This is a genomic window from Halopseudomonas phragmitis, from assembly GCF_002056295.1.
In the GTDB taxonomy this organism is placed as follows: Bacteria; Pseudomonadota; Gammaproteobacteria; order Pseudomonadales; family Pseudomonadaceae; genus Halopseudomonas; species Halopseudomonas phragmitis.
Genome location: NZ_CP020100.1, coordinates 607,267 through 629,055 on the forward strand (window position 1 = coordinate 607,267; position 21,789 = coordinate 629,055).

Sequence of the window (21,789 nt, forward strand, 5' to 3'; positions counted from 1 at the left end):
GATCAAAGAGGGAACAAAGGACTGGTGAAGAACCGGGTCAACCAGCCGGGGCTGTTGCTGTCGGCCAGCACCCCACGTCCGGCGTAGGAAATACGCGCATTGGCGATATTCTGCGACGACACCTGATTGAAGCGGTTGATATCGTCGGCGCGCACCAGCCCGGTCAGCCGAATGACCTCGTCACCCTGGTTCAGGCGCAGGGCTTTCTCACCCTTGACCACCAGAGTGCCGCCCGGCAGCACCTGATGCACAGTCACCGCGATCGAGCCGCGCAGGGTGTTCTGCTGCGAGCTACGCGCCGAGCCGCTGAAGTCGCGCTCGGCTGAGGCCGAGCTTTCCAGCCGGTCGATATCACGCCCGAACAGGGTCGGCACCCCGACCCCCATGCTGGTGGACTTGCCGAAGCTGGTGCCGGCGCTCTTGCTCGACTGGGTCGACTCTTCCAGCACCACGGTGATGATGTCGCCGACCCGGGTGGCACGCCGATCGCCGACCAGCGAGCCGCTGTAGCCGCTACGGAACAGCCCACCCGCCTGGGCTTCGGGCAGGATGTAGTCGGGCTCGGCCGGGGCATAGAGTTCGGCGTCGTCGGCATACAACCCGCCGTAACTCTGACAGCCACCCAGCAGCAGCAACCCCAGCAGACAAAGAGCGCGCTTCATCGGCTTATACCGTCTGATTGAGGAACTGCTGCATGCCCGAGGCCGCATCCAGTACCTTGGCATTGGCTTCGTAGGCGCGCTGGATCGCGATCATCGACACCATGGCCTCGACCACCTGGACATTCGAGCCTTCCAGCACGCCCTGTTTGAGCTGACCCAGGCCATCGGCCCCCGGCTCGCCCTCGACCGGCTCACCGCTGGCGATAGTCTCGCGATACAGGTTGCCGCCCAGCGCCTCAAGACCCGCCGGATTGGCGAAGTTGGCCAGGGTAATCTGCCCCAGCTCAACCGGCAGCGCCTCTCCGGCCAGCACCGCGGTGACAATGCCATCGCTGCTGACGGTAAAGCGGCTGCTACCGGCCGGCACTTCGATCGCCGGCACCAGCGGCAGGCCCTGTGCATTGACCATCAGGCCCTCGGCATTGAGCTGGAACTGACCATTTTCGGTGTAGAACACCTCGCCGGCCGGCGATTCGACCTGAAAGAAACCGTTACCGACAATCGCCAGATCCATCGGCTGACCGGTGGTCTGCATGCTGCCTTCGGTAAACACCTTCTGGGTCCCAGCTACCCGCACGCCACTGCCAAGCTGGATTCCCGAGGGCACGGTGTTGACCTGATCAGCCTGGGCCCCAGGCTGCTTTTCGATGGTGTAGAACAGATCCTCGAACACCACCCGATCGCTCTTGAAGCCGTTGGTGTTGACGTTGGCCAGGTTGTTGGCCACCGCTGACAGCGCCTTGTCCTGCGCGGCCAGACCGGTTTTGCTCACCCACAATGCTGAACTCATTTCATCTCTCCCCTCAGCTGCCGCGCATCATGCGGTTGCCGACCGTTGACAGATCGTCGGCGGCTTTCATCATTTTTACCTGGGTCTCGAACAGCCGGTTCAGGCTCATGGTCGATACCAGTTGCTCAATCGCCGACACGTTGCTCGACTCCAGATGACCGGAGACCAGCACCACGCCATCATTCAGTTCTGCCGGCTGGCCGTCCTGGCTGGCGAGCAGCCCATCGAGCCGCTTGCTCAGGGCTTCGGCCGGCAGATCGACCAGCTTGATCCGCCCCGCTTCCAGGGTCAGGAAGTCGCCACGCGGCATGACCGAAATCACCCCGTCGCTGCCGATGTTGATACTGTCGTATTCGGGCAGCACGATCGGCCCGTCCTCGCCCAGCACCGGCCGGCCATTGACGGTCAGGCGCATCTCGGCGTCGACCTGCAAGCTGCCATGGCGGGTATAGGCCTCGCTGCCGTCGGCGGCTTCCACGGCGATCAGGCCATGGCCCTGAATCGCCACGTCCAGCGGTCGACCGGTCGCCATCAACGTGCCCGGGCGCAGATCGACACCGGAGTTTCTGACCACCGCCAGATGCCGGCTGTCATAGCCATAGCCTTGCACTGCAACAGCCTGCGCGGCCTCCAGGTCAGCCCGAAAACCCGGGGTGTTGACGTTGGCCAGGTTGTTGGCCTGCACCTGCAGCGACAGCATGCTGCGGCTGGCGGCGGTCATTGCGGTATAACCCAAACGGTCCATGACTCAGCCTCAGATCGCGTTGAACAGCACCTGGGTGAGTTCCTTGTCGGTACTCAACACCTTGGAGTTGGCCTGGTAGTTGCGCTGACTTTCCATCAGCCCGACCAGTTGCTGGGTCAGATCGACGTTGGAGTTTTCCAGCGAGCCGGAGGCGATCTGGCCGTTCTGGCCGACGCCAGGAATACCGATCAACGGATCGCCAGACTCGTCGCTGGCGCTCCACTGGGTGCCGCTCTCATTCTTCAGCCCCTGCGGATTGACGAAGTTGGCCAGCACCAACTGGCCCTGCAACATGCGCTGGCCGTTGCTATAGGTGGCGTAGATCCGGCCGTCCTTCTCGACCGCCAGCCCGGTCTGCTCACCGGCGCTGTAACCGGTGGCCCGGTTGCTGGTCACCACGAAATCGGAGCCGTACTGACTGGTGCCGCTGTAGTCGACCTCAATGGCGATCGGGTTGGCACCCGGCACCGGGAAACCGACCGCGACGGTGCCGACCGGCCCGGTCAGGGCGCCATCGGTACCAAAGGTGATCGCCTGCGGGCCAGCAACAGCGGCGCCATCGGCGTAGTAATGGGCTTCCCAGGTATTGTCCGCGGTCTTGACGAAATACTGGGTCAGGGTGTGCTCACGGCCCAGCGAGTCGTAGATCTTGGTGGTGTAGGTTGAGTTGAAAGTGTCGGCGTTGTCCGGGTCGAACGGCGCCAGCGCCGGTACATCCTGGTTGGCGTTGAGGTTGGCGACGAAGTTCAGACTGTCGGTGGCCCGCGCCGGCAGGTTGGTGGTCTGCAACTGGATATCACCGATCCCGCCCATCTGCAGGTTGCCAGCGGCATCGACCGGATAGCCCTGCAACCGGCTGCCGGTGGCGCTGACCACATAATTCTGGTTGTCGGTATTGAATACCCCGGCACGGGTAAACATCTGCTCGCCGCTGGTGCTGCGAGTGACGAAGAATCCGCCGCCGGAAATCCCCAGATCCAGGGTCCGCCCGGTAGCCACCAGCGTACCGTTCTGGGAAATGCTCTGGGTCTTGCCCAGCACCTCGACCCCCAGTGCCTGCGACTCGGCATAGACGCTGCCGAAGTCGGCACGCGAGGATTTAAAGCCGGTGGTGCCGGCGTTGGCAATGTTGTGGCTGATGGTCCCGAGCTGTTCGGAGACGGCGTTCAGGCCAGACAGGGCGATATTGAAACTCATGGGGTACTGCCTCCCGAAAAAGGTGCTTGCAAAGGATTACATCAGCCCGGTCAGCGGCTGCCGACCAAACTCGGTGATCAAATAGAACGGCACGCTGCCGACTCCGGCGATTTCCAGTACCGGCCCTTCATCGCTGACCCGTACCTGAGCCACCGTGCCAGCCACTTCAACCTGTGGATACTCGCCGGTATCGGTCTCGACCTCGATCAGATAATGGCCGGGGCTGAGCCCCAGGGCCTGCGGATCAATCTCGAAGTTGACCGCGCCGGCAGCCTGCCCGCCCAGGCGGATCTCATGGGTCTGGCCAGTGCCATCGGTCAAGCGCACCAGGGTCTGGCCCGAAGCGTGCTGCTGGTTGATCCGGCCACTGACCACCTGATCGCTCAGTTGCAGCCGCTCGACCTGCACCTTGACCTCCTGCCCGACCAGACCGGCTGCAGTCAGGGTTTGCAGGTTGTCCATCAGGATCAGGTTGTTGCGGCTCAGCGCCGCCATGTTCTCCAGACTCTTGACCTGGGACATGGCCGAGAACTGATTAAGGAACTCGGTACCATCGAGCGGATTGGTCGGATCCTGGTTCTGGATCTGGGCGGTCATCAGGGTGATGAAGGTGTTCTCCATCTGCGCCGCATCACTGAGATTGACCGCCTGGCGCGGTGACTCATTGCCGGCTGCCGAACTGCTGCCCGAGCCATATTGCGTATTAACCGTAGTCATCAGACTTCCCCCAGTCGCAGCAGGCCCTGCTGCATGCTCTTGATCCGGTTCAACACCTCGACACTGGTCTCGAAGCTGCGCGAGGCCGACATCATGTCGGTCATTTCCTCGATACTGTTGACGTCGGGGTAATAGACATAACCCTCGGCATTGGCTAACGGGTTGCCCGGCTCATAGCGGCGCTGCGGATCACGCCCGGTGGTCACCACATCCAGCACCTGCACATGGGCGCCGCCCATGCCGACCGGTCGGGTCAGTTCGCCGTTCTCGTAGACGGCGGCGAACACCGGCTTGCGCGCCTTGTAGACGGCATCTTCACTGCTGGCCGCCGACTCGGCGTTAGCCAGGTTGCTGGCCACGGTATTGAGTCGCACGGTCTGGGCATTCATGGCCGAGCCGGCAATGCGATAAATCGAATCGAACGACATGCTTACTGTCCTTCTATGGCTTTTTTCAGCCCGCTGAATTTCATGGTCAGGAAGGTCAGGCTGGTCTGGAAATCCATGGCGTTACGGGAAAACTCGGCCTGCTCGACGCCCAGCTCCACGGTATTGCCATCCTGCGAGGCCTGGTGCGGCACCCGGTACTTCAGCTCCTGGGCTGACAGTCCAGCGTTCAGAGACATGCCCGCACCCTGCTCAAGGCGACGCATGGCGGAAGCGAAATCGATATCCCGGGCCTGAAATCCCGGCGTGCTTTCGTTGGCCAGGTTGGCCGCCAGAATCTCGCTGCGCTGCATCCGCAGCTCCAGCGCCTGGACATGCACCCCCAATGCCTTGTCGATCTGTATACTCACTGTCGGGCCCTGTTCAAAAGTCGTGACGGCACACTTCCATGCGCACAATGCAGGAACCATGCCGACATCAAAATGAACAGTTAAGCAATTGAAATAAAAGGTTGTTTTAATGAGTAGCAAGCCCCACAAAGCCGCCTTTTTTCCGCTTTGCCAAACCGGCGGACAACGGTGGGGAAAAACCCTTTCCGCCTGCCTGGCGCTCCTCCTGCTGCCGATCACATCAGCCCTGGCCAACAGCGCCAGCGAGCAGATCGAGCAGGCGGTCAGCCAGTACCTGGAAGCACTGATCGAACTGGAAGCCCAGCGCCAGGGTTGGCAGGATCTCAACCACAACCTCAACATTACGCCGCTGACCGACAGCAGCGGCTTCCCCCCCTGCTCCCAGCCCGTGCGCGTGACCCAGACCAGCGGCCAGCCGAGCCCACTCGAACGCCTGCGCCTGGAAGTCCGCTGCCCGGACAGCCCCGGCTGGAGCTTGCTGGTCAGTACCCAGCAGAACCTGTTCCTGCCGGTGCTGGTCACCGCCACTACGGTGGATCGCGGTCAGCCCCTGGAAGCCGGACACCTGAAGTGGCAGCGCATCAACATCTCCCGCGCCCAGCGCGGTTTCATGGTCAGGGAGGATGAAGTGATCGGTTTGAGCGCCCGTCGTCGCCTGCGCACCGATCAGGTACTCAACCCCAGCTTGCTCAGCGAAGCCGCCGCAGTACGTCGTGGCCAGCAGGTACGCATCCTAGCCCGCCAGCACGGCATTGAAGCCTCAACCCTGGGCGAAGCCCTGGCCGACGGCCAGCCCGGCGACATCATCCGGGTCCGCAACCTCAGCAGCGACAAGGTAATTCAGGCCCAGGTGCTGGGCCCGGCACTGGTGACCAGTACCTGGTAGCCCCCGGCCTGCGCGATGCTGGAATTATCTGATGGCACTGTGTTGCCGGTTGGCTCTGTGTCGCGCGGGCGCGCGACACTCCCAGGCGGCTGCACGGAGATGGGGGGCTGACCTGGGGAGCGTCGCGCGCCCGCGCGATGCTGAAACCCTCCGCAGCCACGGTGTTGCCGGCCAGCCCAGGCAGTTTTCAAAACAATTTAATTAGCCACCCATCACGGTCGTCTTCCCCTCATAGCGGGCGATACTTCAGCCAGCTTCCAACTCTCACTTTGCAGAAAAGGATGACCAACATGGCTCTGTCCATTCATACCAACTACTCGGCGCTGATCACTCAGTCCAGCCTGAGCAAAACCAACAGCGCCCTGGGCACCAACCAGCAGCGCCTGAGCACCGGTTTCCGCATCAACAGCGCCGCTGACGATGCCGCCGGCCTGCAGATCGCCACCCGCCTGAACGCCCAGTCGCGCGGCATGGACGTGGCCATGCGCAACACCAGCGATGCCATCTCGCTGCTGCAGACTGCCGAAGGCGCGTTCAATGAAATGACTGACATTGTTCAGCGCATGAAGGATCTGGCCACCCAGGCAGCCAACGATACCAACAGCGACGAAGACCGCACCGCTCTGGCCGCCGAGTACAACGAGCTGGCCGATGAGCTGAACAACATCTTCGACAACACCAAGTACGCGGGTGAAAACCTGTTCGGCACCGGCAACAAGTTCGATGGTGCGGTCAATTTCCAGATTGGCGCCAGCTCCGATGAAACCCTGGCTCTGACCATCAACTTCGGCACCTTCGATCCGTCCGCCTACGATGGCAGCGAAACCCTCGCCGACGCCACGGTTGCTGCCGCCGCAATGGATGCCCTGGAAACTACCCTGGACGACATTGGCGCGGTACGCGCTCAGTTCGGCGCCAACATCAACCGCCTGAACCACACCGCCAACAACCTGGCCAACATGCGTGACAACACCGAGATGGCCAAGGGTCGGATCATGGATGCCGACTTCGCTCGCGAAAGCGCCAACATGACCAAGAACAGCATGCTGATGCAGTCGGGCATCTCCATGCTGCGCCAGGCCGGCCAGATGCCGGGCATGGTTATGTCGTTGCTGGGCTAATCAGCCGCGACAGCAGTTGCCAGCAACGCCCCCGCCTCGCCGGGGGCGTTGTCCTTTCCGCGTCCCGAAAAGTCTCGAGCATAAGACCCTGACAGGTGCCGCTCATCAGCTCCTAGCATAAACATATAGCGCCGCATCACAGTCAACGCTTTGTCCGCTTAAAACCATTTAATAGCCTGCCGGCGGCGGTCGCCTTCCCTTCATAGCGGGCGATATTTCAGCCAGCTTCCGTCTCTCACTTTGCAGAAAAGGATGACCAACATGGCTCTGTCCATTCATACCAACTACTCAGCGCTGATCACTCAGTCCAGCCTGAGCAAAACCAACAGCGCCCTGGGCACCAACCAGCAGCGCCTGAGCACCGGTTTCCGCATCAACAGCGCCGCTGACGATGCCGCCGGCCTGCAGATCGCTACCCGTCTGAACGCCCAGTCCCGCGGTATGGACGTGGCCATGCGCAACACCAGCGATGCCGTATCGCTGCTGCAGACCGCCGAAGGCGCGTTCAATGAAATGACTGACATTGTTCAGCGCATGAAGGATCTGGCCACCCAGGCGGCCAACGATACCAACAGCGACGAAGACCGCACCGCTCTGCAGGCTGAGTTCGATGAACTGCAAGCCGAGCTGGTCAATATCCGCGACAACACCAAATACGCCGGTGAAAACCTGTTTGCCGCTGGCGGCAAGTTCCTCGCCCCCATGACCTTCCAGATCGGTGCCAGCAGCACTGAGCAACTGAGCCTGGATGTCAGCACCGAAGTCGGCGATCTGACCACCGCCATCACTGGCCTGGCTGCCGAAACGCTGGACGACGCCGCCAACTCAGCCACCGCCATGGACAGTCTGGAAGATGCCCTTGACGACATCGGCGCTCTGCGTGCCCAGTTCGGCGCCAACATCAACCGCCTGAACCACACCGCCAACAACCTGGCTAACATGCGCGACAACACCGAGATGGCCAAGGGCCGGATCATGGATGCCGACTTCGCTCGCGAAAGCGCCAACATGACCAAGAACAGCATGCTGATGCAGTCGGGCATCTCCATGCTGCGCCAGGCCGGCCAGATGCCAGGCATGGTCATGTCGCTGCTGGGCTAATCAGCCACGACAGCCGTTGCCAGCAACGCCCCCGCCTCGTCGGGGGCGTTGTCGTATTCCCCTAGTCATAAATTTCCGCTATACCTGTAAACAGCCGCTCTGGCGTTCAAGCAGGATTACCCCAGGGCTGAGCCGCTTGCCCAAAGGCCCGTGCCCGGGCTTGCATACCGCCCCCGGCAGACGCCACAATGCCGACCAATAATCAAAGTATCTGCCAAATCAAGATCTTGAGGGCCAGATAATCCTGCCCATGAATGCGCCACAAACATCTTCGACCTCACAAGAGTCGATTACACCGCTGGGCCAGTTGCTGCTGCGTACCGGGCGCGAAGGTCGCTGCGTGTGCTTCTGCCCATCGCTGTTCCAGGTAGTGATTCGCCAGTCAGAAGTACCCGAAGAGCGAATCGAGCTTGGTTACGCCGGTAGCCGCCTGCTCGAACGTCTGCTCAAGATACCGGGAGAGGTAGTCACGCGTGAGGAGTTAATGGCCTACGCCTGGCCGGATCGGGTCGTCGGCCAGGGCAGTCTGAATCAGCAGATTTACTCGCTGCGCCAACTGTTTTGTGACGAAAAGGGCCGCGAAATCATCCAGACCCTGCCGCGCCGAGGGTACCAGTTCAACCCGCAATACATCATTCAGCAATCAACTATCGCGCCAGCACCGCCCCAACCACCGAAGCCAGGATCGGAGTTGGCACCAGGACCAACGCAGTCCTCAGCCATCACACCGCGCCGCCCCCAGCGTTACTGGCTTGCCGGCGCCCTGCTCGGCCTGGCGCTTATCGGTCTGATATTCAACTTGTGGCCCCATAGTGCGCAGCAGATTCAGGCCCAGGAGCTGAGCATTCGCGAACTGCAACATGGTCCGATACAGATTCGTCTGTTTGCCATCGACCATGCCAGTCTGGATGCGCTCGAACCTTTGGCCAGCACACTGGCCCAGCGCCTGCCGCAGGACCACACCAGCCCGAGGCTACTGACCCTGGATTTACACGGAAGTTATTACCGGGTGCTCTGCGAGCATGGGGGAAACGCCAGTGCCCTGATGGTTCACCGCGGGCAATTTGAGCAGCTCGATATCGGCCAGCTACGCTGGTGCCAGCCTTGAGCTAGGTAAGCCCTCGCGCAGCACCCCATACGCCCTCATGGATGGCCACGTCGCTGCGCTCCTCGCCATGACGAGACAGTGGCAACCATCCCGCTGTGCCGATGCCACCACACCACTCAAATCGTCATCACGAGGCACGTAGTGCCGTGGTGATCCATACGGCCCTGTGGGCAGCTACGCGCCATGACGCGGGTGGAGGTTGATAGCGGCTGCGTACTATTTAGAGCGACTCCGTACCTTCACGGTACTCGGCACCCTGTTCAGAGTAATCGACCCGCGCAGTACGCTCGCCGAACAACTCCTGATACAGGGTTTCAGCCTGGATAGTCAGCAGCAATAGCTCAATACGCCGGTTGGCGCCACTTTCCGGCTCATCCGGGCGTAGCAACATGCCGTCGGCCTGGGCGGTAACCTGCAGAATATGCGCCCCCGGCAGACCGGCCTCGACCAGCACATTGCGGGCTCGCAGGGCCCGATCGCCAGACAGGTTCCAGTTGTTGTAGCCAGCACCACCACGATAAGGCGTGGCATCGGTATGACCGCTGATGATCAGCTTGTTGTCGACCCGCCCCAACACGGCAGCCAGACGCCCGAGCAAGGCATGAAAGTGTGGATTAAGTACGGCGCTGCCGCGCTGGAACATGAACCGCTGCTGATCGTCCTTGACCAGAATCCGCAAGCCCTGGGGCACCACCTCCACCTCCAGATTGGCCTCGGCGTTAACCGCCTCGGCCATCTCGCGCATCAGTTCAGCCAGACTCTGCAGCTCTTCAATCCCGGCCAGCCCCAGATGCTCCCGGCTATCCAACTCAAGCTGGCGTGAGCGTGCTGGTGCTGGCGGCTCATCACCGACGGAGACCGTCGCACTGTCACCCAGGCTCTCGATCAACAGTGGGCTGGTGCCATCAAAAATACCGGCACCGCCTTCCCAAACCGGGCTGGCCAGCGCTTCACTGCTGTGCTTGGCCGCTTCCTCGTTCTTCATCGCTTGAACCAGCCAAAGCACCATGAACAGCGCCATCATGGCCATGGTGAAGTCGGCGAAGGCAACCTTCCAGGCACCACTATGTTCGTCGTCGTGATCCTTTTTGGCCTTGCGCTTGACGATGGTTATCTCGTCATGGTTCGCGCCACGCTTTTTCATGCCGCGTCCCTTTGCTCTTCAAAGTCGTTGACCCAGACCTCCAGCTCCTTGAACGCCGGCTTGACGTCCTGCTCGATCAACTTGCGCCCGGCATCCACCGCCAGCAACGTCGGCTTGCCGGCCAGATGCGCAACCAGGGTGGTACGCACACACTCCAGCGCCGACAGCTCGGTCTTGATCCGCAAGCCCATGGCGTTGCTGAGCGGTCCCATCAGGCAGTAGCACAGAAAGATCCCGAAGAAGGTTCCTACCAGCGCCGCCGCCACATGGTTACCGATCTCGGCCACCGAGCCATCGATATGGCCCATGGTAATGACGATCCCCATGATCGCCGCCAAAATGCCGAAACCCGGCATGGCCTCGCCGGTCTTGTGCAGCGAGCGTGAGGGCTGCATCAAGGCCGCCTCCATGGCATCCAGCTCCTGCTCCAGGAAGCCTTCAAGCTCATGGGCGCTGATCTTGCCCATGGCCATCAGCCGGAAGTTGTCGGCGATGAAGGCCATCAGGTTGCGCTCCTGACTGATCAACGGGTACTTGTTGAACAGCTCGCTTTCCTCCGGCTCTTCGATATGCTGATCCAGCGCCTTGAGTCCACCGACCTCGACCGTTTCCAGCAATTCATACAGCAGCATCAGCAACTGACGCTGAAACTCTTCACCCCGGCGCCGGTAGATGAACACCCCCTTGGCCTGGGTCAGCATTTCACCCAGCACTTCCTTGGGATTACCAACAATCAGGCTGCCGATCCCGGCGCCGAGGATGATGACCATTTCCGCCGGCTGCCAGAGCATGGCCATGTCACCGTTGGCCATGGCATAGCCACCCAGAACACCGGCAATGATGATGAAGGATCCAAGTACTTTCAGCATGATGGTTCAGGACTCTGCATGTGCGGTTAGAAAGGCGCAGGCTTTGCTCAGGGCCTGCTTGCTCAGTTGACAGACCCGGGCATCGCTCAGATCGAGGACCAGGGCGATTTCCTTGAGACTCAGTTCCTGCTGGTAATAAAGGGTCAGAATCAGCCGCTCGCGCTCCGTCAACCGGCTCAGTGCCTGGGTCAGCAGCCGCTGCTGGAGCAAACGCTCCTCAAAGCCGTTACTCTGTTCCGCGCCAGGCTCCAGCCCCTTCTGCAGCAAGTCGTCGAGGCTTTCCACCGCCTCGACGGCATCGGCCTGGAGAAAGTCGAGATAGCCCTGCTGGTCGAGCCCGGTATGTGCGAGAATTTCCTCATCGCAGGGCTCACGCCCCAGGCTCCGCCCCAATGCACGAATCGCATCACGAACTTTATGCACCTGCTGGCGCACCTGGCGCGGTCGCCAGTCCTGGCGCCGCAGTTCATCGAGAATGGCACCGCGAATACGCAGAGCGGCAAAGCGTCCAAAGTGCTCGTCGGGGGCCCCGTAACGACGCAGACCTTCGAGCAGTCCCATCAGTCCAATCTGCTCCATGTCCTCGCGATCAAGCACCTGATTGGCCTGCAACGACAACTGGTTGACGATACGCCGTACCAGCGGCAGGTACTGACGCACCCAGCGCTGCTCCTCAGCCGCCGACAGCAGCACTGACGCTCCCTGGGGCGAACCGTAATCGTGATCGATGGCACAGTTGGCGTTCATCTGGGCACCTGTTACTGGACGATCATCTTGCTGACCAGCACATGGGCGAACGGCTGGCTTAGATTGCGTGCGGCCAGATCGGCGACCAGCACCGACTCCAGACGCCCTTGCAGTTCACCGATCGACATGGCGCGCAACTCCTGAAAATCCAGACCGGACAAATGAGCCACTACCGAGTTGCGCACAATCGGATCGATCTGCTCCAGGCGCCGCTGATCAACTTCCAGTTCGGCCTGCAACACCAGATCAAGCACGAAATAATGCTCGCGGTTCTGCCCACGCAGATTGACGATCACCTTTTCGATCGGAAAGAACTGGAACTCCCGGGTAAGACTTTCTTTTGGCGGCTCGGCTGCCTGGAAAAGTCCGACAGGCCCAGCCGCCGAAATGTTGTTCAGCAGATGCAGGTTCAGCCCCACACTGCCCAGCAGTACAAGGGTATTGATGATCAGAACAATCAGGATAATGCGTGGCAACGCCATGATTCATACTCGCTTGCGATTGGGAAACCGTCGGAGCCCGCAGGCTCAGACACTGATCAACACATCATCCGGCTGGCCACTGCCATGGCGACCTGCCGTCTCGTTTGGCAGCTCTTGGGCTTGGCGCACCAGCTCTTGCTCTGGCAGTTGCTGGCGACCTTGACGGCCCTGCTCAGCGTCGGCACCAACCTGCACCTCAACCTGGGTGAAGTGCAGCCCCATCAGTTCGTTGCGCAGGCGCTCACTGAGCAAATTCAGCAGGCGCGCGACATCCGCCTGGGCGGCATTGATCTGCACACTGAGCTTGCCCTGCTCGTGCTGAATCTGGATGTCCAGACTGCCCAGCTCTGGCGGGTCCAGGCGGATGGTTGCCTGCTGCGAACGCTGCTGCACCTGCATTTCCACCTGTTCGCGCAGAGCTGCCAACATCTGCTCACCCCAGCGTGCCTCGGCTGCGACAGGCCGCACCTCGACCGCCAGGCCCGGATTGATCACGGGGCCCGCCTGAGGTTGAATGGCCGGACTCAGCAGGGCCGGCTCGCCACTGCGCAGCGAGCTGCTCTCAGGTGCCAGTGCCAACCCTAACGCCTCCGCCAGCATTGGCATTTTCAGCGCCGGGCCTGAGACTTCGGCCCTTGGCTCAAACACACGCACCTGCTCATCCAGACCCGTTTCTTGAGCCGGCGGCATCAACGTTTGCAGCTGTGGCTGTGGCTGTGGCTGTGGCTGCGGCGTCTGCACCCGCAGATCAGGCTGACGCCCAGCCGGCTCATGTTCAGCAGCCTGTCGCGCCCTTAGCTGTACAGCCAGCGGCAGATCGACAACGTCCGATTCGGGCACCCCGGGCAGCGATTCACGCGCGCCCAGTTGCAGACCCTGCAGCTCCTGTTGCTGCTGTAGCCAACCTTCGAGCTGCTCCAGACTCGGCGGCGCCGAGTGCAGCCCCTGTGTAGCCCCATGACTATCCAGCGGCTCGCGCTCAACTGGCGCCACAACAGCCCCTGACTGCGCCTGATCAGTTGTCGCCTCGGCCAGCAACGCTAGCAGCGTCTGCATGTCTGCAGTTGGCACCTCAGCCTGCTCACCTGTCGCGAGGCTCACTACGCTCAGTAGCGCCTCGCGTACAGCCTCGACAGACTCGGCCCGGGCGCCATGGCTGTTACCGATCAGTTCCATCACAATCCGTCTCCCCCCAGGCTCTCGGTCTGCAGGTAGGCCGAGCGGCCCTCCCCGTATTCAATATGGCGCTGCAAAACCTGACGCAGGCGCTCGCATTCAGCCGCACAAGCCTTGACGCCATGGGCGTGCAGGCGTTGCAGGCGTTGGCGCAGCTGACCACTGGCCGGCTCCAGCTCGGCCTCATCCGGCAAGCTCTGCAACAGTTCACGCACGGCCAGATCGGCCTCGGCGACCGCCTCCCAGTCCGCCGCCTCAAGAGCTTGACGCAACTGGCCGTAGACCCGGGCAATGCGCTGGCTCTCAGGGCTGACGGGTGCCATTCACACCTTCCCAGCCTTCACGCAGAATGCCGACCAGCTCGATCACCTCGTCCATGCCTTCGAGCGACAGGCTGACGCTGACATCGGAAAGTCGGTAGATGCAGTAGTCGTACAACCGGGCCAGGCCTGCCACAACCTCACCGCCGTTGTCGAAATCCAGAGCGCTGTTAAGGCCGTTGAGGATGCTCATGCACTTTTCCAGTGACACGCCCTTTTGCTGGTAGCGCCGGCCTTCGATATGACCGCGAGCCCGGGCCAGCTCATCAAGCAGGCCATCGAACAGAACCAGCACCAGTTCATAGGGCGAGGCCGCTGCAGCCTTGGCTTCCAGATCTACCGAGCGGTATTGCTGGTAGCTGTCATTGAGGTAGTAATCGTTCATCAAAACATACCCTGGGTTTGCTGCATCGCCGCCATCATCTGCATCATGTTGGTGTACTGCTTCAAATAGCGGTTGTAGTAACGGTCGTACTGCTGTTCCAGCGTCGACATCTGCTGATCGGTGCGGCGCAGCATCAGGTTGATGCTTTCCTTGCGGTTCTTCAGCACGCCAGTGGTGACGTTGGTATACAGGTGCAGGCTCTTGTCGAGACTGTCGATCAGGTTGTCCTTGCCACTGAACAGCTTGTTCAAACCCTCAGGGTTGGCCGCCACCGCTGCGTCGAAACGGCTGGAGTCCAGGCTCAGGCGACCATTGCGATCAGCGCTGATGCCAAAGTCCATCAGCCGCATGCCATCAAACTCGTTACGCAGCGTCCGGTTCAGCATTTCCTGGATCGCCCGCACACTGGAATCGCCAGCCAGCGGGCCACGCGTGCTGTTCTCGCCGCCACTGGCGGTCAGGCCCTTAAGACTGGCCACCAGGCTGTTATAGGCATCGATAAAGGTCTTGACCTGAGCCTGGGTCGCCTCACTATCCTGACCAACCTCGACCGTCAGCGGGGTATCCCCTGCGCTGTGAGTACGATTGAAGGTCAGGCTGACTCCATCGATCAGTTCATCAAATGTGTTGCTGGAACTGGTCAGCAGCAAGCCAGTCTCGCCGCCCAAACGTACTCGGGCATCCCGCGCAGCCGACAGCTCCAGCGGGTTGGCCACCGCATCGGCGAAGTTCGCACTACCCGGCCCAGCCCCGCTCAAGCTCAGGCCGATTGCGTTGGAGGCGCCGCTGTTTTCGCTGGTCAGTACCAGGCTGACCTCACCATTGCTGCGCACCAGCGTGGCCTGCACACCGGCATTGTCCGAGGCGCCATTGATCGCCGCCGACAGTTCGGCAAGGCTCACCACGCCATCACCGCTGCTGTCGGCCGCGCTCAGGTCAATGCTGAAACTTTCCCCGCCAAGATCGATCTGCAGACTACCGGTTGCCTCGATATCACCGTCCTGCAACCCCTGCAGAGCAATCTGGTGCTGACTGGCCAGTTGCTCGACAAAGAACTGGTAGTTGCCCGGCACGGCATTGGCCTTGACGTTGGCCGTGGCGTAGCCTTCCTGACTGAAACTCGCCGAGTTGACCAGCATGGTCTTGCCGCCGCTTTTGAGCCCAGTCACAGCACTGCGGAACGTGCGCAAGGCACTTTCCAGCTTGGTCACTGCGTCCAGCTGAGCACGGTAATTGGCTTCGTTGCGCCGCACCCTGGCCAGGCCGGGCTGCACATCGTAGCTGGCCAGTTGTTCAGCCATGGATCTTGCGTAATCAGAGTCGATATTCATCGTCGGGTATCCTTTGACAGCCTTCAAGCAATAACAATGCCAAGACATCAAGCCATTGATTTAAATGGCTTTAAGCCAGATAACAGGTGAAAAACGTCTTCCGCTTGAGCGACCTTATGCAGCCAGCGGAAATGCTCCTTCCCCTCGGCAAGAATCAACGCGGATCAGGGAAAACCGCACAGCGTGACAAACAACACAGGCGACAGCTGAGCTGCACCGCTTAAGCCTGAGCGACGATCAACAAGCCCAAAGGCTCAAGGAATTACTCAGTAGTACTGGGGGGAATAGAGACTGGACTGGGCAGACTGACCCAGCAGTTGATTGAGGATATCGTGCTGCATGGCCAGCAGGCGGCCATTGCGTTCGTTCTGACGCTGACAGGCCTGCGCCAGATGACCAAGCGCCTCCCAGCCGGCACTCAGGCGCTGACGCTGGGCTGGCGGGCAACCGGCGAACAGGCGCTGCATGCCATCGGCATCGGCGTGCAGGGAAAATGCCGCCAGAATGCGGCTGCGTCGCGCGGCGCGATGGGCCGCCGCCGCTGAGAGACTGCTGATGTCCTGATTGAGACGCTCGATCTGCTGCGCGTCACGCTGCAGCAGGTGCGCATGCAGTGCTTCGGTCAGATCCAGCAGGCGCTGATAGTCAGCCTGATCGCGCTGCAGGTCCTCATCGAGCGCAGCCAGCAGGCGCTCGCGCGAACTCACTGATCGCTGCCCCGATGGTAGGCCAGCATGTCAGCCGCCAAACCTTCGGCACTGGTATCCAGGCGCCCTTCGCTCAGCGCCTGACGCACCGCCGCCACCCGATCAAGATCGACCGATGGCAAGGCTTGCAGCGCCGCCTGCAAAGCTTCAAGTGGCAGCTCGGCGGGCGGTAAGCTGGGGGCACTATTAGTCGCCTGCGGGCGCTCGCCGGGAGTACCGGTGGAAAGTTCGGTCACCGGACGGAAACCGTTGCTGCTGGGCCGAGAAATATCCATGCTGACATCCAAAAATGAGCGGGTTACAGACTTATGGCGACCGACTGCGACCTGCGCTTAAATCTTTTTTCCTATAGTGCTTGGGCTCGCCACCAAGCCTGAGCCGCCAGACCGTCCTGTATCTTCTGCTCCTGACTGGCCAGCAGATGCTGCCATTCGCGCAGCTTGCCGTCCAGCACCTGACTAATGACCTTTTCATTACGCATGGCGCTGGTCAACTCGCCTCGAATCCGGTTCAGCGCCTGCTCCGCCACCGCCAGTTCGCGGCGCTGCAACTCGATCATCCGATGCAGCGTCAACTTGTAGCGCTGCTGATTGTCACGCTGCAGCGGAGTGGTCATCGGTGCGGTATAGCCGCACAGGCGACTGAGCCCCTCGATATTGTTGCGATAGCGCTGGCACAGGTTCTGCTGGTAGTTGACCCGCCCCATCAGCTCCTGCACCTTGTTGCCGCGCAGCAACGCCAACCGCGACAGGGTGTTTATCTGTTCCTTCATGACGGCCTCTTGACCAGCTTGAGCAAGGTAGCAACGCAGTCTTCCAGTTCGGCTCCCACCCCAACCTCCTGACGCAAAAAGCGCTCGATGTGCGGCGCCAGCTGCACCGCCCGGTCGGTCTTGGCGTCCATGCCTGGGCTGTAGCCACCCAGCGGAATCAACTCACGAATCTTTTCAAAGCTGCTGTACAGCTCCTTGAGTTGGCGTGCCGCGCCCTGATGCTCCGGCGCACTGACTTGACTCATGCAACGACTGACCGAGGCGGCAATATCGATAGCCGGGTAATGGCCAACATCAGCCAGCCGCCGCGACAATACAATATGCCCGTCGAGAATCGCCCGGGCACAGTCAACGATAGGGTCCTGGTGGTCATCACCCTCGGCCAGCACGGTATACAGGGCGCTGAGGCTGCCGGTAGTGCTGGCACCGTTGCCGGCGCTTTCCACCAACTCGGGCAGCAGGCCAAATACCGACGGCGGGTACCCCTTGGTTGCCGGCGGCTCGCCCAGCGCCAGGGCGATTTCGCGCTGGGCCATGGCATAGCGGGTCAGGGAGTCGACCAGCAGCAGCACATCCTGACCCTGGTCGCGGAAATAGGCGGCGATGCTGTGACACAGCTCGGTAGCCTTGAGCCGCATCAGCGGCGACTCGTTGGCCGGAGCGACCACCACCACGGCCTTTTTCAGGCCTTCAGGCCCCAGTGAGTGCAGCAGAAACTCCTGCACCTCGCGGCCACGCTCGCCAATCAGCCCGACCACGACCACATCGGCCTTGGTCTGCCGGGTGATCATGCCAAGCAACACGCTCTTGCCCACGCCACTACCGGCAAACAGGCCAACCCGCTGGCCCTTGCCCAGGGTCAGCAGGGCATTGATCGCGCGCACGCCGACATCCAGCGGCTCGCATACCGGACGACGGCGCAGCGGATTGACACTGGGCAACTCGGCCGGCAAGGGGTTACGTCCAGACAGTTTCCCCTGGTCATCCAGGGGCTCGCCCAGACCATTGACCACCCGCCCCAGCCAGGACTCGTCGATGTGCAACAAGCCTTCTTCACGGGCCGGAAAAACCCGCGAGCCGGCCGTCAGCCCGACCGGCTTCTTGAACGGCATCAGGTAGGTGATGTCGCGATTGAAGCCCACTACCTGGGCTTCGAGCATGCTGCCGTCGGCCTGCTCGACATAGCAGCGCTGGCCGGTCATGCGCCGGCAGCCAAGGCTTTCCAGCAGCAGCCCGGACACCCGCACCAGACGCCCGCTGACCTTGGCCAACTGCACGCCCTCAAGCGAGCGCAGCGCCTCGTCCAGACTGAACGCCTCGCGTACGCTCATGATTCATTGACCTGCAGGTGCCCGGCCAGTGTCTCCATGCAGGAGTCCAAGCGCTGTTGGCAGCCGATATCCGCCTCGGCCTGCTCGGTCACGACCCGACACTCACCCAGCGCCAGTCGCTCATCCGGAACCAGGCGCCACTCCTCGGCCCGCTCCGGGGCAATATCGCGGATGCGCGCATATTCTTCCGGGTTAAGCAGAATCCGCACATCGGTCACATCGCCCGGCAAGCTGGTCAGCGCTTCTTCAGCCAGCGCCAGCAGTTGCGTCGGGTTGATCGTCAGCTCACAGCGAATCACCTGACGGGCCACCTTGCGCACCAGTTCGAGCAGTTCCTGACGACGTTTGAGCTCATACTGGTCCAGATACCCGCGCAACTCACCACGCATCCGTGCCAGCGGCGCACTGGCCTGTTCGAATACCTGCAGGCCCTGATGTCGCCCTTCCTCCAGGCCACGTTGACGGCCCTGCTCGCACCCTTCGTCAAAGCCCTGCCTGCGCCCGGCTTCCAGACCTTGCTGCAAACCTTCCTGATAGCCCTTTTCCATGCCCTCGCGAAAGCCGTCGCTGACCGCCTGCTGGACACTGGCCTGGCCTCCGCCACCAACCTCACCGATCAGCGCCCTTGGTCCAGAACACAGCGGCGGAAAACGGAAGACCCGCCACGCCCGGCCACTGGCCTTGATCACCCTGACTGTCATGCTGCCTCCGGTTACTCGATGGTCTGCTCACGGAACAATTGCAATTGCAGCTCACCATTGCCGGCCATTTCCCGCACCACCGCCATGATGTCCTTGCGTACCTGCTCGACCCGGCTCATGGGCACCGGCCCCTGACGCCGGCTGATCGACTCCATCTGCTGGCGCTGGCGCTTGGGCATGGCATTCTGAATCGCTCGCACCAGCTCCGGCTCGGCCCCCTTGAGCGCCACTACCCACTCTTCCATAGGCACGGCCTCAAGCAGCAACTGCAGCACTTCTTCGGTCTGCCGCGAGAGGATGAAGAAGTCGTACATTTCATCCTCAATCCGGTTGACCAGTTCATCGCTGTGCGCCCGCAACAACTCGAACATCTGTTCGCGGTTGCCCTTGAAGCGATTCATAATGTCGGCAGCCTGCTTGATCCCGCGCACTTGCGAGCCCTGGTTGGTCAACACGCTGATGCTGCGCTCGATCAACTGCTCCAGCTCGCGAATCACGTCACTGTTGACCTCACTCAGATTGGCAATCCGATACAGCAGCTCATCCTGACGCTCGGCCGGCATCTGTTCGAGCACCTCCGCGGCCATCGCCGGCGGCAGGAAGGCCAGAAAAACGGCCTGCATCTGGGCATGTTCCTTGGCGATCAAGGCGGCAAACTGCTTGGGATCAATCCACTCCATCTTGGCCATCTTGGCGCGAATTTCCTCGCCATAGATGCTGTCCAGCAAGCTGCGGGTAATATCGCTGCCCAGCGCCTTGCCGAGCATGCCGCTGAGGTAGCCGCGCGAGGCACCCTTGATGCTGCTCTGCTCGCGGTAATCCTCGAAGAACCGCCCAACCACTTCCGAGACCATAGGCTGCTTGACGTTGCTCAGCCGGGCCATGGCCTGGCTGATACTGATGATCTCCTCACGGGAGAAGTGCTTGAGCACGCCTGCCGAAGTCGCATCATCCATGCTCAGCATCAGGATCGCGGCCTGCTCCAGGGAACTGAGCTGCCGAACATTACGCACATTGGATTCCTTCATTGCCAGGCCCCTCAGGTAGACGACAGGTCACGATCATTGCGACCGATCCAGTGCTTGAGCACCTCAGAAACCCGCTCAGGATCATTGCGCGCCAACATCTGCAAGTGCTCAATCTGTAGTTCAAGACCTGAATTGGGTGCCGGCAGGCGAATCTCCGACAGCGGGCTCAACTCGCTGAGGATGCTCAGGCCCGGACGCTCTTGCTGCAACGGCAAGGCGCGCTCAGGTGCGGGCGGATCAAGCTCGACCAATTCCTCAGTGAGCACCGGCTGCTCCGGACGGCTGACAATACGCATTGCCGGGCGTACCACCAACAACAGGATCAACAGGGCCAGGAACCCTAAGAGACCGAGGCGCGCCAGTGCGTGCATCTGTTCGCTCTCCCACCAGGCCAGCTCTGCCAACAGCGGCTCGACCGTACTGAAGGGCAGCACGCTCAGCGTCAGTTGATCACCGCGGGCGGCATTGAACCCGGCGGCGCTGCGAATCATCGCTTCCAGCTCAGCCCGGGCCTGTTCGCTCCAGCCGCCCTCGGGAGCGCTGGCCGCATTCAACACCACGGCAATGCTCTGTTGGCGCAAGGCAAAGGGCGCATGCTTGACATGAGTTACCGACTGGTCGTAATCGAGCTGGCGATTGGACTCCTGGCGCAGCGAGGTCGCGGCCTGGTTGCCGTCATTACCTTGCGCACCGTCCTCACCGGCATCCACCGCCGGCGCAGGCAACTGCAACGGCAGATTGCTCAGCGAACCTGGTACCCCTAGCGCCAACTGATCGATCGCGCTTTCACTGCGCAGCTGCTCGTTACGCACTCGCGGCGCTTCGCCATAGGTCTGTACGGTTTCTTCGCGCTGGCTGAAGTCAACATCGGCTGCCACGCTGATCCGGAAGTTGCCCGCGCCCAGTACCGGAGCCAGCACCTGCTCGATATTGCCTACCGCCTTGTGCTGATAGTCCTCGACCACCTGCCAGTTGCGCGCCGGCCCACCCCAGCCATCCAGACCGCGCGACAGCAGGGTACCGTGCTGATCGACCACACTGACATCGGCCACCTCGAGCTGCGGCACACTGTTGGCAACCAGATTGACGATCGCACTGACCTGATCCGGTTGCAGCCGGGTGCCTGGAGCCAACTGCAGCATTACCGAGGCTTTGGCCGGCAGACGGCGCCCCACCACAAACGAACGATTCTCTTCACGGGCCAGATGCACCCGGGCCTGCTCGACCCCTTTGAGGCTCATGACCGTGCGCGCCAATTCACCTTCCAGACTGCGCTTGAGCCGCACATCCTGAACAAACTGGCTGGTGCCCAGCGGCTCGTCCCGATCAAACAGTTCATAGCCCGGCGGCACCGCGACACTGACCCCCCGGGCCGAAAGTTGCAGGCGCGCCCGGGCCAGATGATCTTCACGCACCAGCACCTGGCCGCTCTGCCCATGCAGGCGGTAGCGAATACCCTCGGCCTCGAGGACCTGCATGACCTCAGCCGCCGGATAACTTTCTCCAGCGCCGTACAGTGGTCGATAGGAGGCTGGCTCGCGCCAGAGATACAGTGCGATCCCGATAGCCACCAGGCCGGCGGCCAGGGCCATGCCGAATAGGGTCATCCGTGGGTCGAGCTTGAACCCGCTCACGGGCAGTCTGCTTTTGATGGTCTGCAACACGGCTGTGTA

The 21,789-nt window shown here is 61.5% G+C and carries 26 protein-coding genes; 4 read left to right on the forward strand and 22 right to left on the reverse strand.

The features are described from left to right. Positions 1 to 2: 2 nt before the first annotated feature. Genes flgH through flgB form a run of 7 tightly spaced genes read right to left on the reverse strand, consistent with a single transcriptional unit; the run spans position 3 to position 4,907 of the window. The gene (gene flgH, locus BVH74_RS02705; RefSeq protein WP_080048592.1) at positions 3 to 662 is read right to left on the reverse strand and encodes a flagellar basal body L-ring protein FlgH; all 660 of its coding nucleotides are present in this window, start codon (positions 660 to 662) and stop codon (positions 3 to 5) included. 4 nt (positions 663 to 666) lie between these two features. After that, positions 667 to 1,452, reverse strand: a complete 786-nt coding sequence (gene flgG, locus BVH74_RS02710; protein ID WP_080048593.1) for a flagellar basal-body rod protein FlgG — start codon at positions 1,450 to 1,452, stop codon at positions 667 to 669. A gap of 13 nt (positions 1,453 to 1,465) precedes the next feature. Continuing rightward, positions 1,466 to 2,197 (reverse strand): flagellar basal body rod protein FlgF, encoded by a 732-nt coding sequence (locus BVH74_RS02715; protein ID WP_080048594.1) that lies wholly within the window; start codon positions 2,195 to 2,197, stop codon positions 1,466 to 1,468. Positions 2,198 to 2,206: 9 nt separating this feature from the next. Next, a complete protein-coding gene (gene flgE, locus BVH74_RS02720) occupies positions 2,207 to 3,394 on the reverse strand; it encodes a flagellar hook protein FlgE (RefSeq protein ID WP_080048595.1) in 1,188 nt (395 codons plus the stop codon). Between the two features lie 36 nt (positions 3,395 to 3,430). Then, entirely contained in the window at positions 3,431 to 4,111 is a 681-nt protein-coding gene (gene flgD, locus BVH74_RS02725) for a flagellar hook assembly protein FlgD (protein ID WP_080048596.1), read from the reverse strand. Beyond that, positions 4,111 to 4,539, reverse strand: coding sequence for a flagellar basal body rod protein FlgC (gene flgC / locus BVH74_RS02730; RefSeq protein WP_080048597.1), 429 nt, complete (start codon positions 4,537 to 4,539; stop codon positions 4,111 to 4,113). Before flgC ends, flgD begins: the two co-directional genes overlap by 1 nt. Before the next feature lie 2 nt (positions 4,540 to 4,541). Next, positions 4,542 to 4,907, reverse strand: coding sequence for a flagellar basal body rod protein FlgB (gene flgB, locus BVH74_RS02735; protein WP_080048598.1), 366 nt, complete (start codon positions 4,905 to 4,907; stop codon positions 4,542 to 4,544). A 109-nt stretch (positions 4,908 to 5,016) separates the two neighbouring features. Here flgB and flgA point away from each other — a divergent pair, with 109 nt between their 5' ends. The 4 genes from flgA to BVH74_RS02755 all read left to right on the forward strand — a co-directional run bounded on the left by flgA (position 5,017) and on the right by BVH74_RS02755 (position 9,123). Then, on the forward strand, positions 5,017 to 5,793 hold the full coding sequence (gene flgA / locus BVH74_RS02740; protein WP_080048599.1) for a flagellar basal body P-ring formation chaperone FlgA: 777 nt from the start codon (positions 5,017 to 5,019) through the stop codon (positions 5,791 to 5,793). Between the two features lie 290 nt (positions 5,794 to 6,083). Next, positions 6,084 to 6,914 carry a lateral flagellin LafA gene (lafA, locus tag BVH74_RS02745; protein ID WP_080048600.1) on the forward strand — a complete coding sequence of 277 codons (831 nt, stop codon included), beginning with the start codon at positions 6,084 to 6,086 and terminating at the stop codon, positions 6,912 to 6,914. Positions 6,915 to 7,175: 261 nt separating this feature from the next. Beyond that, positions 7,176 to 8,015, forward strand: coding sequence for a lateral flagellin LafA (gene lafA, locus BVH74_RS02750; protein ID WP_080048601.1), 840 nt, complete (start codon positions 7,176 to 7,178; stop codon positions 8,013 to 8,015). Between the two features lie 250 nt (positions 8,016 to 8,265). Beyond that, on the forward strand, positions 8,266 to 9,123 hold the full coding sequence (locus tag BVH74_RS02755) for a winged helix-turn-helix domain-containing protein (RefSeq protein ID WP_080048602.1): 858 nt from the start codon (positions 8,266 to 8,268) through the stop codon (positions 9,121 to 9,123). Positions 9,124 to 9,343: 220 nt separating this feature from the next. Here the strand turns inward: BVH74_RS02755 and BVH74_RS02760 are convergent, their stop codons facing one another. The 15 genes from BVH74_RS02760 to fliF form a co-directional block, all read right to left on the reverse strand. Then, positions 9,344 to 10,267 (reverse strand): flagellar motor protein MotB, encoded by a 924-nt coding sequence (locus BVH74_RS02760; RefSeq protein ID WP_080048603.1) that lies wholly within the window; start codon positions 10,265 to 10,267, stop codon positions 9,344 to 9,346. Continuing rightward, positions 10,264 to 11,136, reverse strand: coding sequence for a flagellar motor stator protein MotA (gene motA / locus BVH74_RS02765; protein WP_080048604.1), 873 nt, complete (start codon positions 11,134 to 11,136; stop codon positions 10,264 to 10,266). Before motA ends, BVH74_RS02760 begins: the two co-directional genes overlap by 4 nt. 6 nt (positions 11,137 to 11,142) lie before the next feature. Further along, entirely contained in the window at positions 11,143 to 11,883 is a 741-nt protein-coding gene (locus BVH74_RS02770; RefSeq protein ID WP_080048605.1) for a FliA/WhiG family RNA polymerase sigma factor, read from the reverse strand. An 11-nt stretch (positions 11,884 to 11,894) separates the two neighbouring features. After that, complete coding sequence (locus BVH74_RS02775) at positions 11,895 to 12,365, reverse strand: flagellar basal body-associated FliL family protein (RefSeq protein ID WP_080048606.1); 471 nt, start codon at positions 12,363 to 12,365, stop codon at positions 11,895 to 11,897. A 45-nt stretch (positions 12,366 to 12,410) separates the two neighbouring features. Beyond that, on the reverse strand, positions 12,411 to 13,541 hold the full coding sequence (locus BVH74_RS02780; protein ID WP_231705589.1) for a flagellar hook-length control protein FliK: 1,131 nt from the start codon (positions 13,539 to 13,541) through the stop codon (positions 12,411 to 12,413). Next, positions 13,541 to 13,864: a hypothetical protein gene (locus BVH74_RS02785; RefSeq protein ID WP_080048607.1), complete on the reverse strand. Its 324-nt coding sequence runs from the start codon at positions 13,862 to 13,864 to the stop codon at positions 13,541 to 13,543. The genes BVH74_RS02780 and BVH74_RS02785 overlap by 1 nt, the downstream gene beginning before the upstream one ends. Beyond that, positions 13,845 to 14,246, reverse strand: coding sequence for a flagellar export chaperone FliS (fliS, locus tag BVH74_RS02790; protein ID WP_080048608.1), 402 nt, complete (start codon positions 14,244 to 14,246; stop codon positions 13,845 to 13,847). Before fliS ends, BVH74_RS02785 begins: the two co-directional genes overlap by 20 nt. Continuing rightward, positions 14,246 to 15,577 (reverse strand): flagellar filament capping protein FliD, encoded by a 1,332-nt coding sequence (gene fliD, locus BVH74_RS02795; protein ID WP_080048609.1) that lies wholly within the window; start codon positions 15,575 to 15,577, stop codon positions 14,246 to 14,248. The genes fliS and fliD overlap by 1 nt, the downstream gene beginning before the upstream one ends. A 266-nt stretch (positions 15,578 to 15,843) precedes the next feature. Then, positions 15,844 to 16,284, reverse strand: a complete 441-nt coding sequence (locus BVH74_RS02800) for a flagellar protein FlgN (RefSeq protein ID WP_080048610.1) — start codon at positions 16,282 to 16,284, stop codon at positions 15,844 to 15,846. Then, positions 16,281 to 16,559 carry a flagellar biosynthesis anti-sigma factor FlgM gene (locus BVH74_RS02805; RefSeq protein WP_080048611.1) on the reverse strand — a complete coding sequence of 93 codons (279 nt, stop codon included), beginning with the start codon at positions 16,557 to 16,559 and terminating at the stop codon, positions 16,281 to 16,283. The genes BVH74_RS02800 and BVH74_RS02805 overlap by 4 nt, the downstream gene beginning before the upstream one ends. Before the next feature lie 71 nt (positions 16,560 to 16,630). Continuing rightward, the gene (locus tag BVH74_RS02810; RefSeq protein WP_080048612.1) at positions 16,631 to 17,056 is read right to left on the reverse strand and encodes a flagellar FliJ family protein; all 426 of its coding nucleotides are present in this window, start codon (positions 17,054 to 17,056) and stop codon (positions 16,631 to 16,633) included. Beyond that, positions 17,053 to 18,387, reverse strand: coding sequence for a flagellar protein export ATPase FliI (gene fliI, locus BVH74_RS02815; RefSeq protein ID WP_080048613.1), 1,335 nt, complete (start codon positions 18,385 to 18,387; stop codon positions 17,053 to 17,055). The genes BVH74_RS02810 and fliI overlap by 4 nt, the downstream gene beginning before the upstream one ends. Further along, a complete protein-coding gene (gene fliH / locus BVH74_RS02820) occupies positions 18,384 to 19,088 on the reverse strand; it encodes a flagellar assembly protein FliH (RefSeq protein WP_080048614.1) in 705 nt (234 codons plus the stop codon). The genes fliI and fliH overlap by 4 nt, the downstream gene beginning before the upstream one ends. An 11-nt stretch (positions 19,089 to 19,099) precedes the next feature. Beyond that, the gene (locus tag BVH74_RS02825; RefSeq protein ID WP_080048615.1) at positions 19,100 to 20,116 is read right to left on the reverse strand and encodes a FliG C-terminal domain-containing protein; all 1,017 of its coding nucleotides are present in this window, start codon (positions 20,114 to 20,116) and stop codon (positions 19,100 to 19,102) included. 11 nt (positions 20,117 to 20,127) lie between these two features. Continuing rightward, entirely contained in the window at positions 20,128 to 21,780 is a 1,653-nt protein-coding gene (fliF, locus tag BVH74_RS02830) for a flagellar basal-body MS-ring/collar protein FliF (RefSeq protein WP_080048616.1), read from the reverse strand. Positions 21,781 to 21,789: the final 9 nt, after the last annotated feature.

Bases quoted from the DNA above. Each gene is read 5' to 3' on its own strand.
- flgH (WP_080048592.1), bottom strand. From the start codon at position 662: ATGAAGCGCGCTCTTTGTCTGCTGGGGTTGCTGCTGCTGGGTGGCTGT.
- flgG (WP_080048593.1), bottom strand. From the start codon at position 1,452: ATGAGTTCAGCATTGTGGGTGAGCAAAACCGGTCTGGCCGCGCAGGAC.
- BVH74_RS02715 (WP_080048594.1), bottom strand. From the start codon at position 2,197: ATGGACCGTTTGGGTTATACCGCAATGACCGCCGCCAGCCGCAGCATG.
- flgE (WP_080048595.1), bottom strand. From the start codon at position 3,394: ATGAGTTTCAATATCGCCCTGTCTGGCCTGAACGCCGTCTCCGAACAG.
- flgD (WP_080048596.1), bottom strand. From the start codon at position 4,111: ATGACTACGGTTAATACGCAATATGGCTCGGGCAGCAGTTCGGCAGCC.
- flgC (WP_080048597.1), bottom strand. From the start codon at position 4,539: ATGTCGTTCGATTCGATTTATCGCATTGCCGGCTCGGCCATGAATGCC.
- flgA (WP_080048599.1), top strand. From the start codon at position 5,017: ATGAGTAGCAAGCCCCACAAAGCCGCCTTTTTTCCGCTTTGCCAAACC.
- lafA (WP_080048600.1), top strand. From the start codon at position 6,084: ATGGCTCTGTCCATTCATACCAACTACTCGGCGCTGATCACTCAGTCC.
- lafA (WP_080048601.1), top strand. From the start codon at position 7,176: ATGGCTCTGTCCATTCATACCAACTACTCAGCGCTGATCACTCAGTCC.
- BVH74_RS02755 (WP_080048602.1), top strand. From the start codon at position 8,266: ATGAATGCGCCACAAACATCTTCGACCTCACAAGAGTCGATTACACCG.
- BVH74_RS02760 (WP_080048603.1), bottom strand. From the start codon at position 10,267: ATGAAAAAGCGTGGCGCGAACCATGACGAGATAACCATCGTCAAGCGC.
- motA (WP_080048604.1), bottom strand. From the start codon at position 11,136: ATGCTGAAAGTACTTGGATCCTTCATCATCATTGCCGGTGTTCTGGGT.
- BVH74_RS02770 (WP_080048605.1), bottom strand. From the start codon at position 11,883: ATGAACGCCAACTGTGCCATCGATCACGATTACGGTTCGCCCCAGGGA.
- BVH74_RS02775 (WP_080048606.1), bottom strand. From the start codon at position 12,365: ATGGCGTTGCCACGCATTATCCTGATTGTTCTGATCATCAATACCCTT.
- BVH74_RS02780 (WP_231705589.1), bottom strand. From the start codon at position 13,541: ATGGAACTGATCGGTAACAGCCATGGCGCCCGGGCCGAGTCTGTCGAG.
- BVH74_RS02785 (WP_080048607.1), bottom strand. From the start codon at position 13,864: ATGGCACCCGTCAGCCCTGAGAGCCAGCGCATTGCCCGGGTCTACGGC.
- fliS (WP_080048608.1), bottom strand. From the start codon at position 14,246: ATGAACGATTACTACCTCAATGACAGCTACCAGCAATACCGCTCGGTA.
- fliD (WP_080048609.1), bottom strand. From the start codon at position 15,577: ATGAATATCGACTCTGATTACGCAAGATCCATGGCTGAACAACTGGCC.
- BVH74_RS02805 (WP_080048611.1), bottom strand. From the start codon at position 16,559: ATGGATATTTCTCGGCCCAGCAGCAACGGTTTCCGTCCGGTGACCGAA.
- BVH74_RS02810 (WP_080048612.1), bottom strand. From the start codon at position 17,056: ATGAAGGAACAGATAAACACCCTGTCGCGGTTGGCGTTGCTGCGCGGC.
- fliI (WP_080048613.1), bottom strand. From the start codon at position 18,387: ATGAGCGTACGCGAGGCGTTCAGTCTGGACGAGGCGCTGCGCTCGCTT.
- fliH (WP_080048614.1), bottom strand. From the start codon at position 19,088: ATGACAGTCAGGGTGATCAAGGCCAGTGGCCGGGCGTGGCGGGTCTTC.
- BVH74_RS02825 (WP_080048615.1), bottom strand. From the start codon at position 20,116: ATGAAGGAATCCAATGTGCGTAATGTTCGGCAGCTCAGTTCCCTGGAG.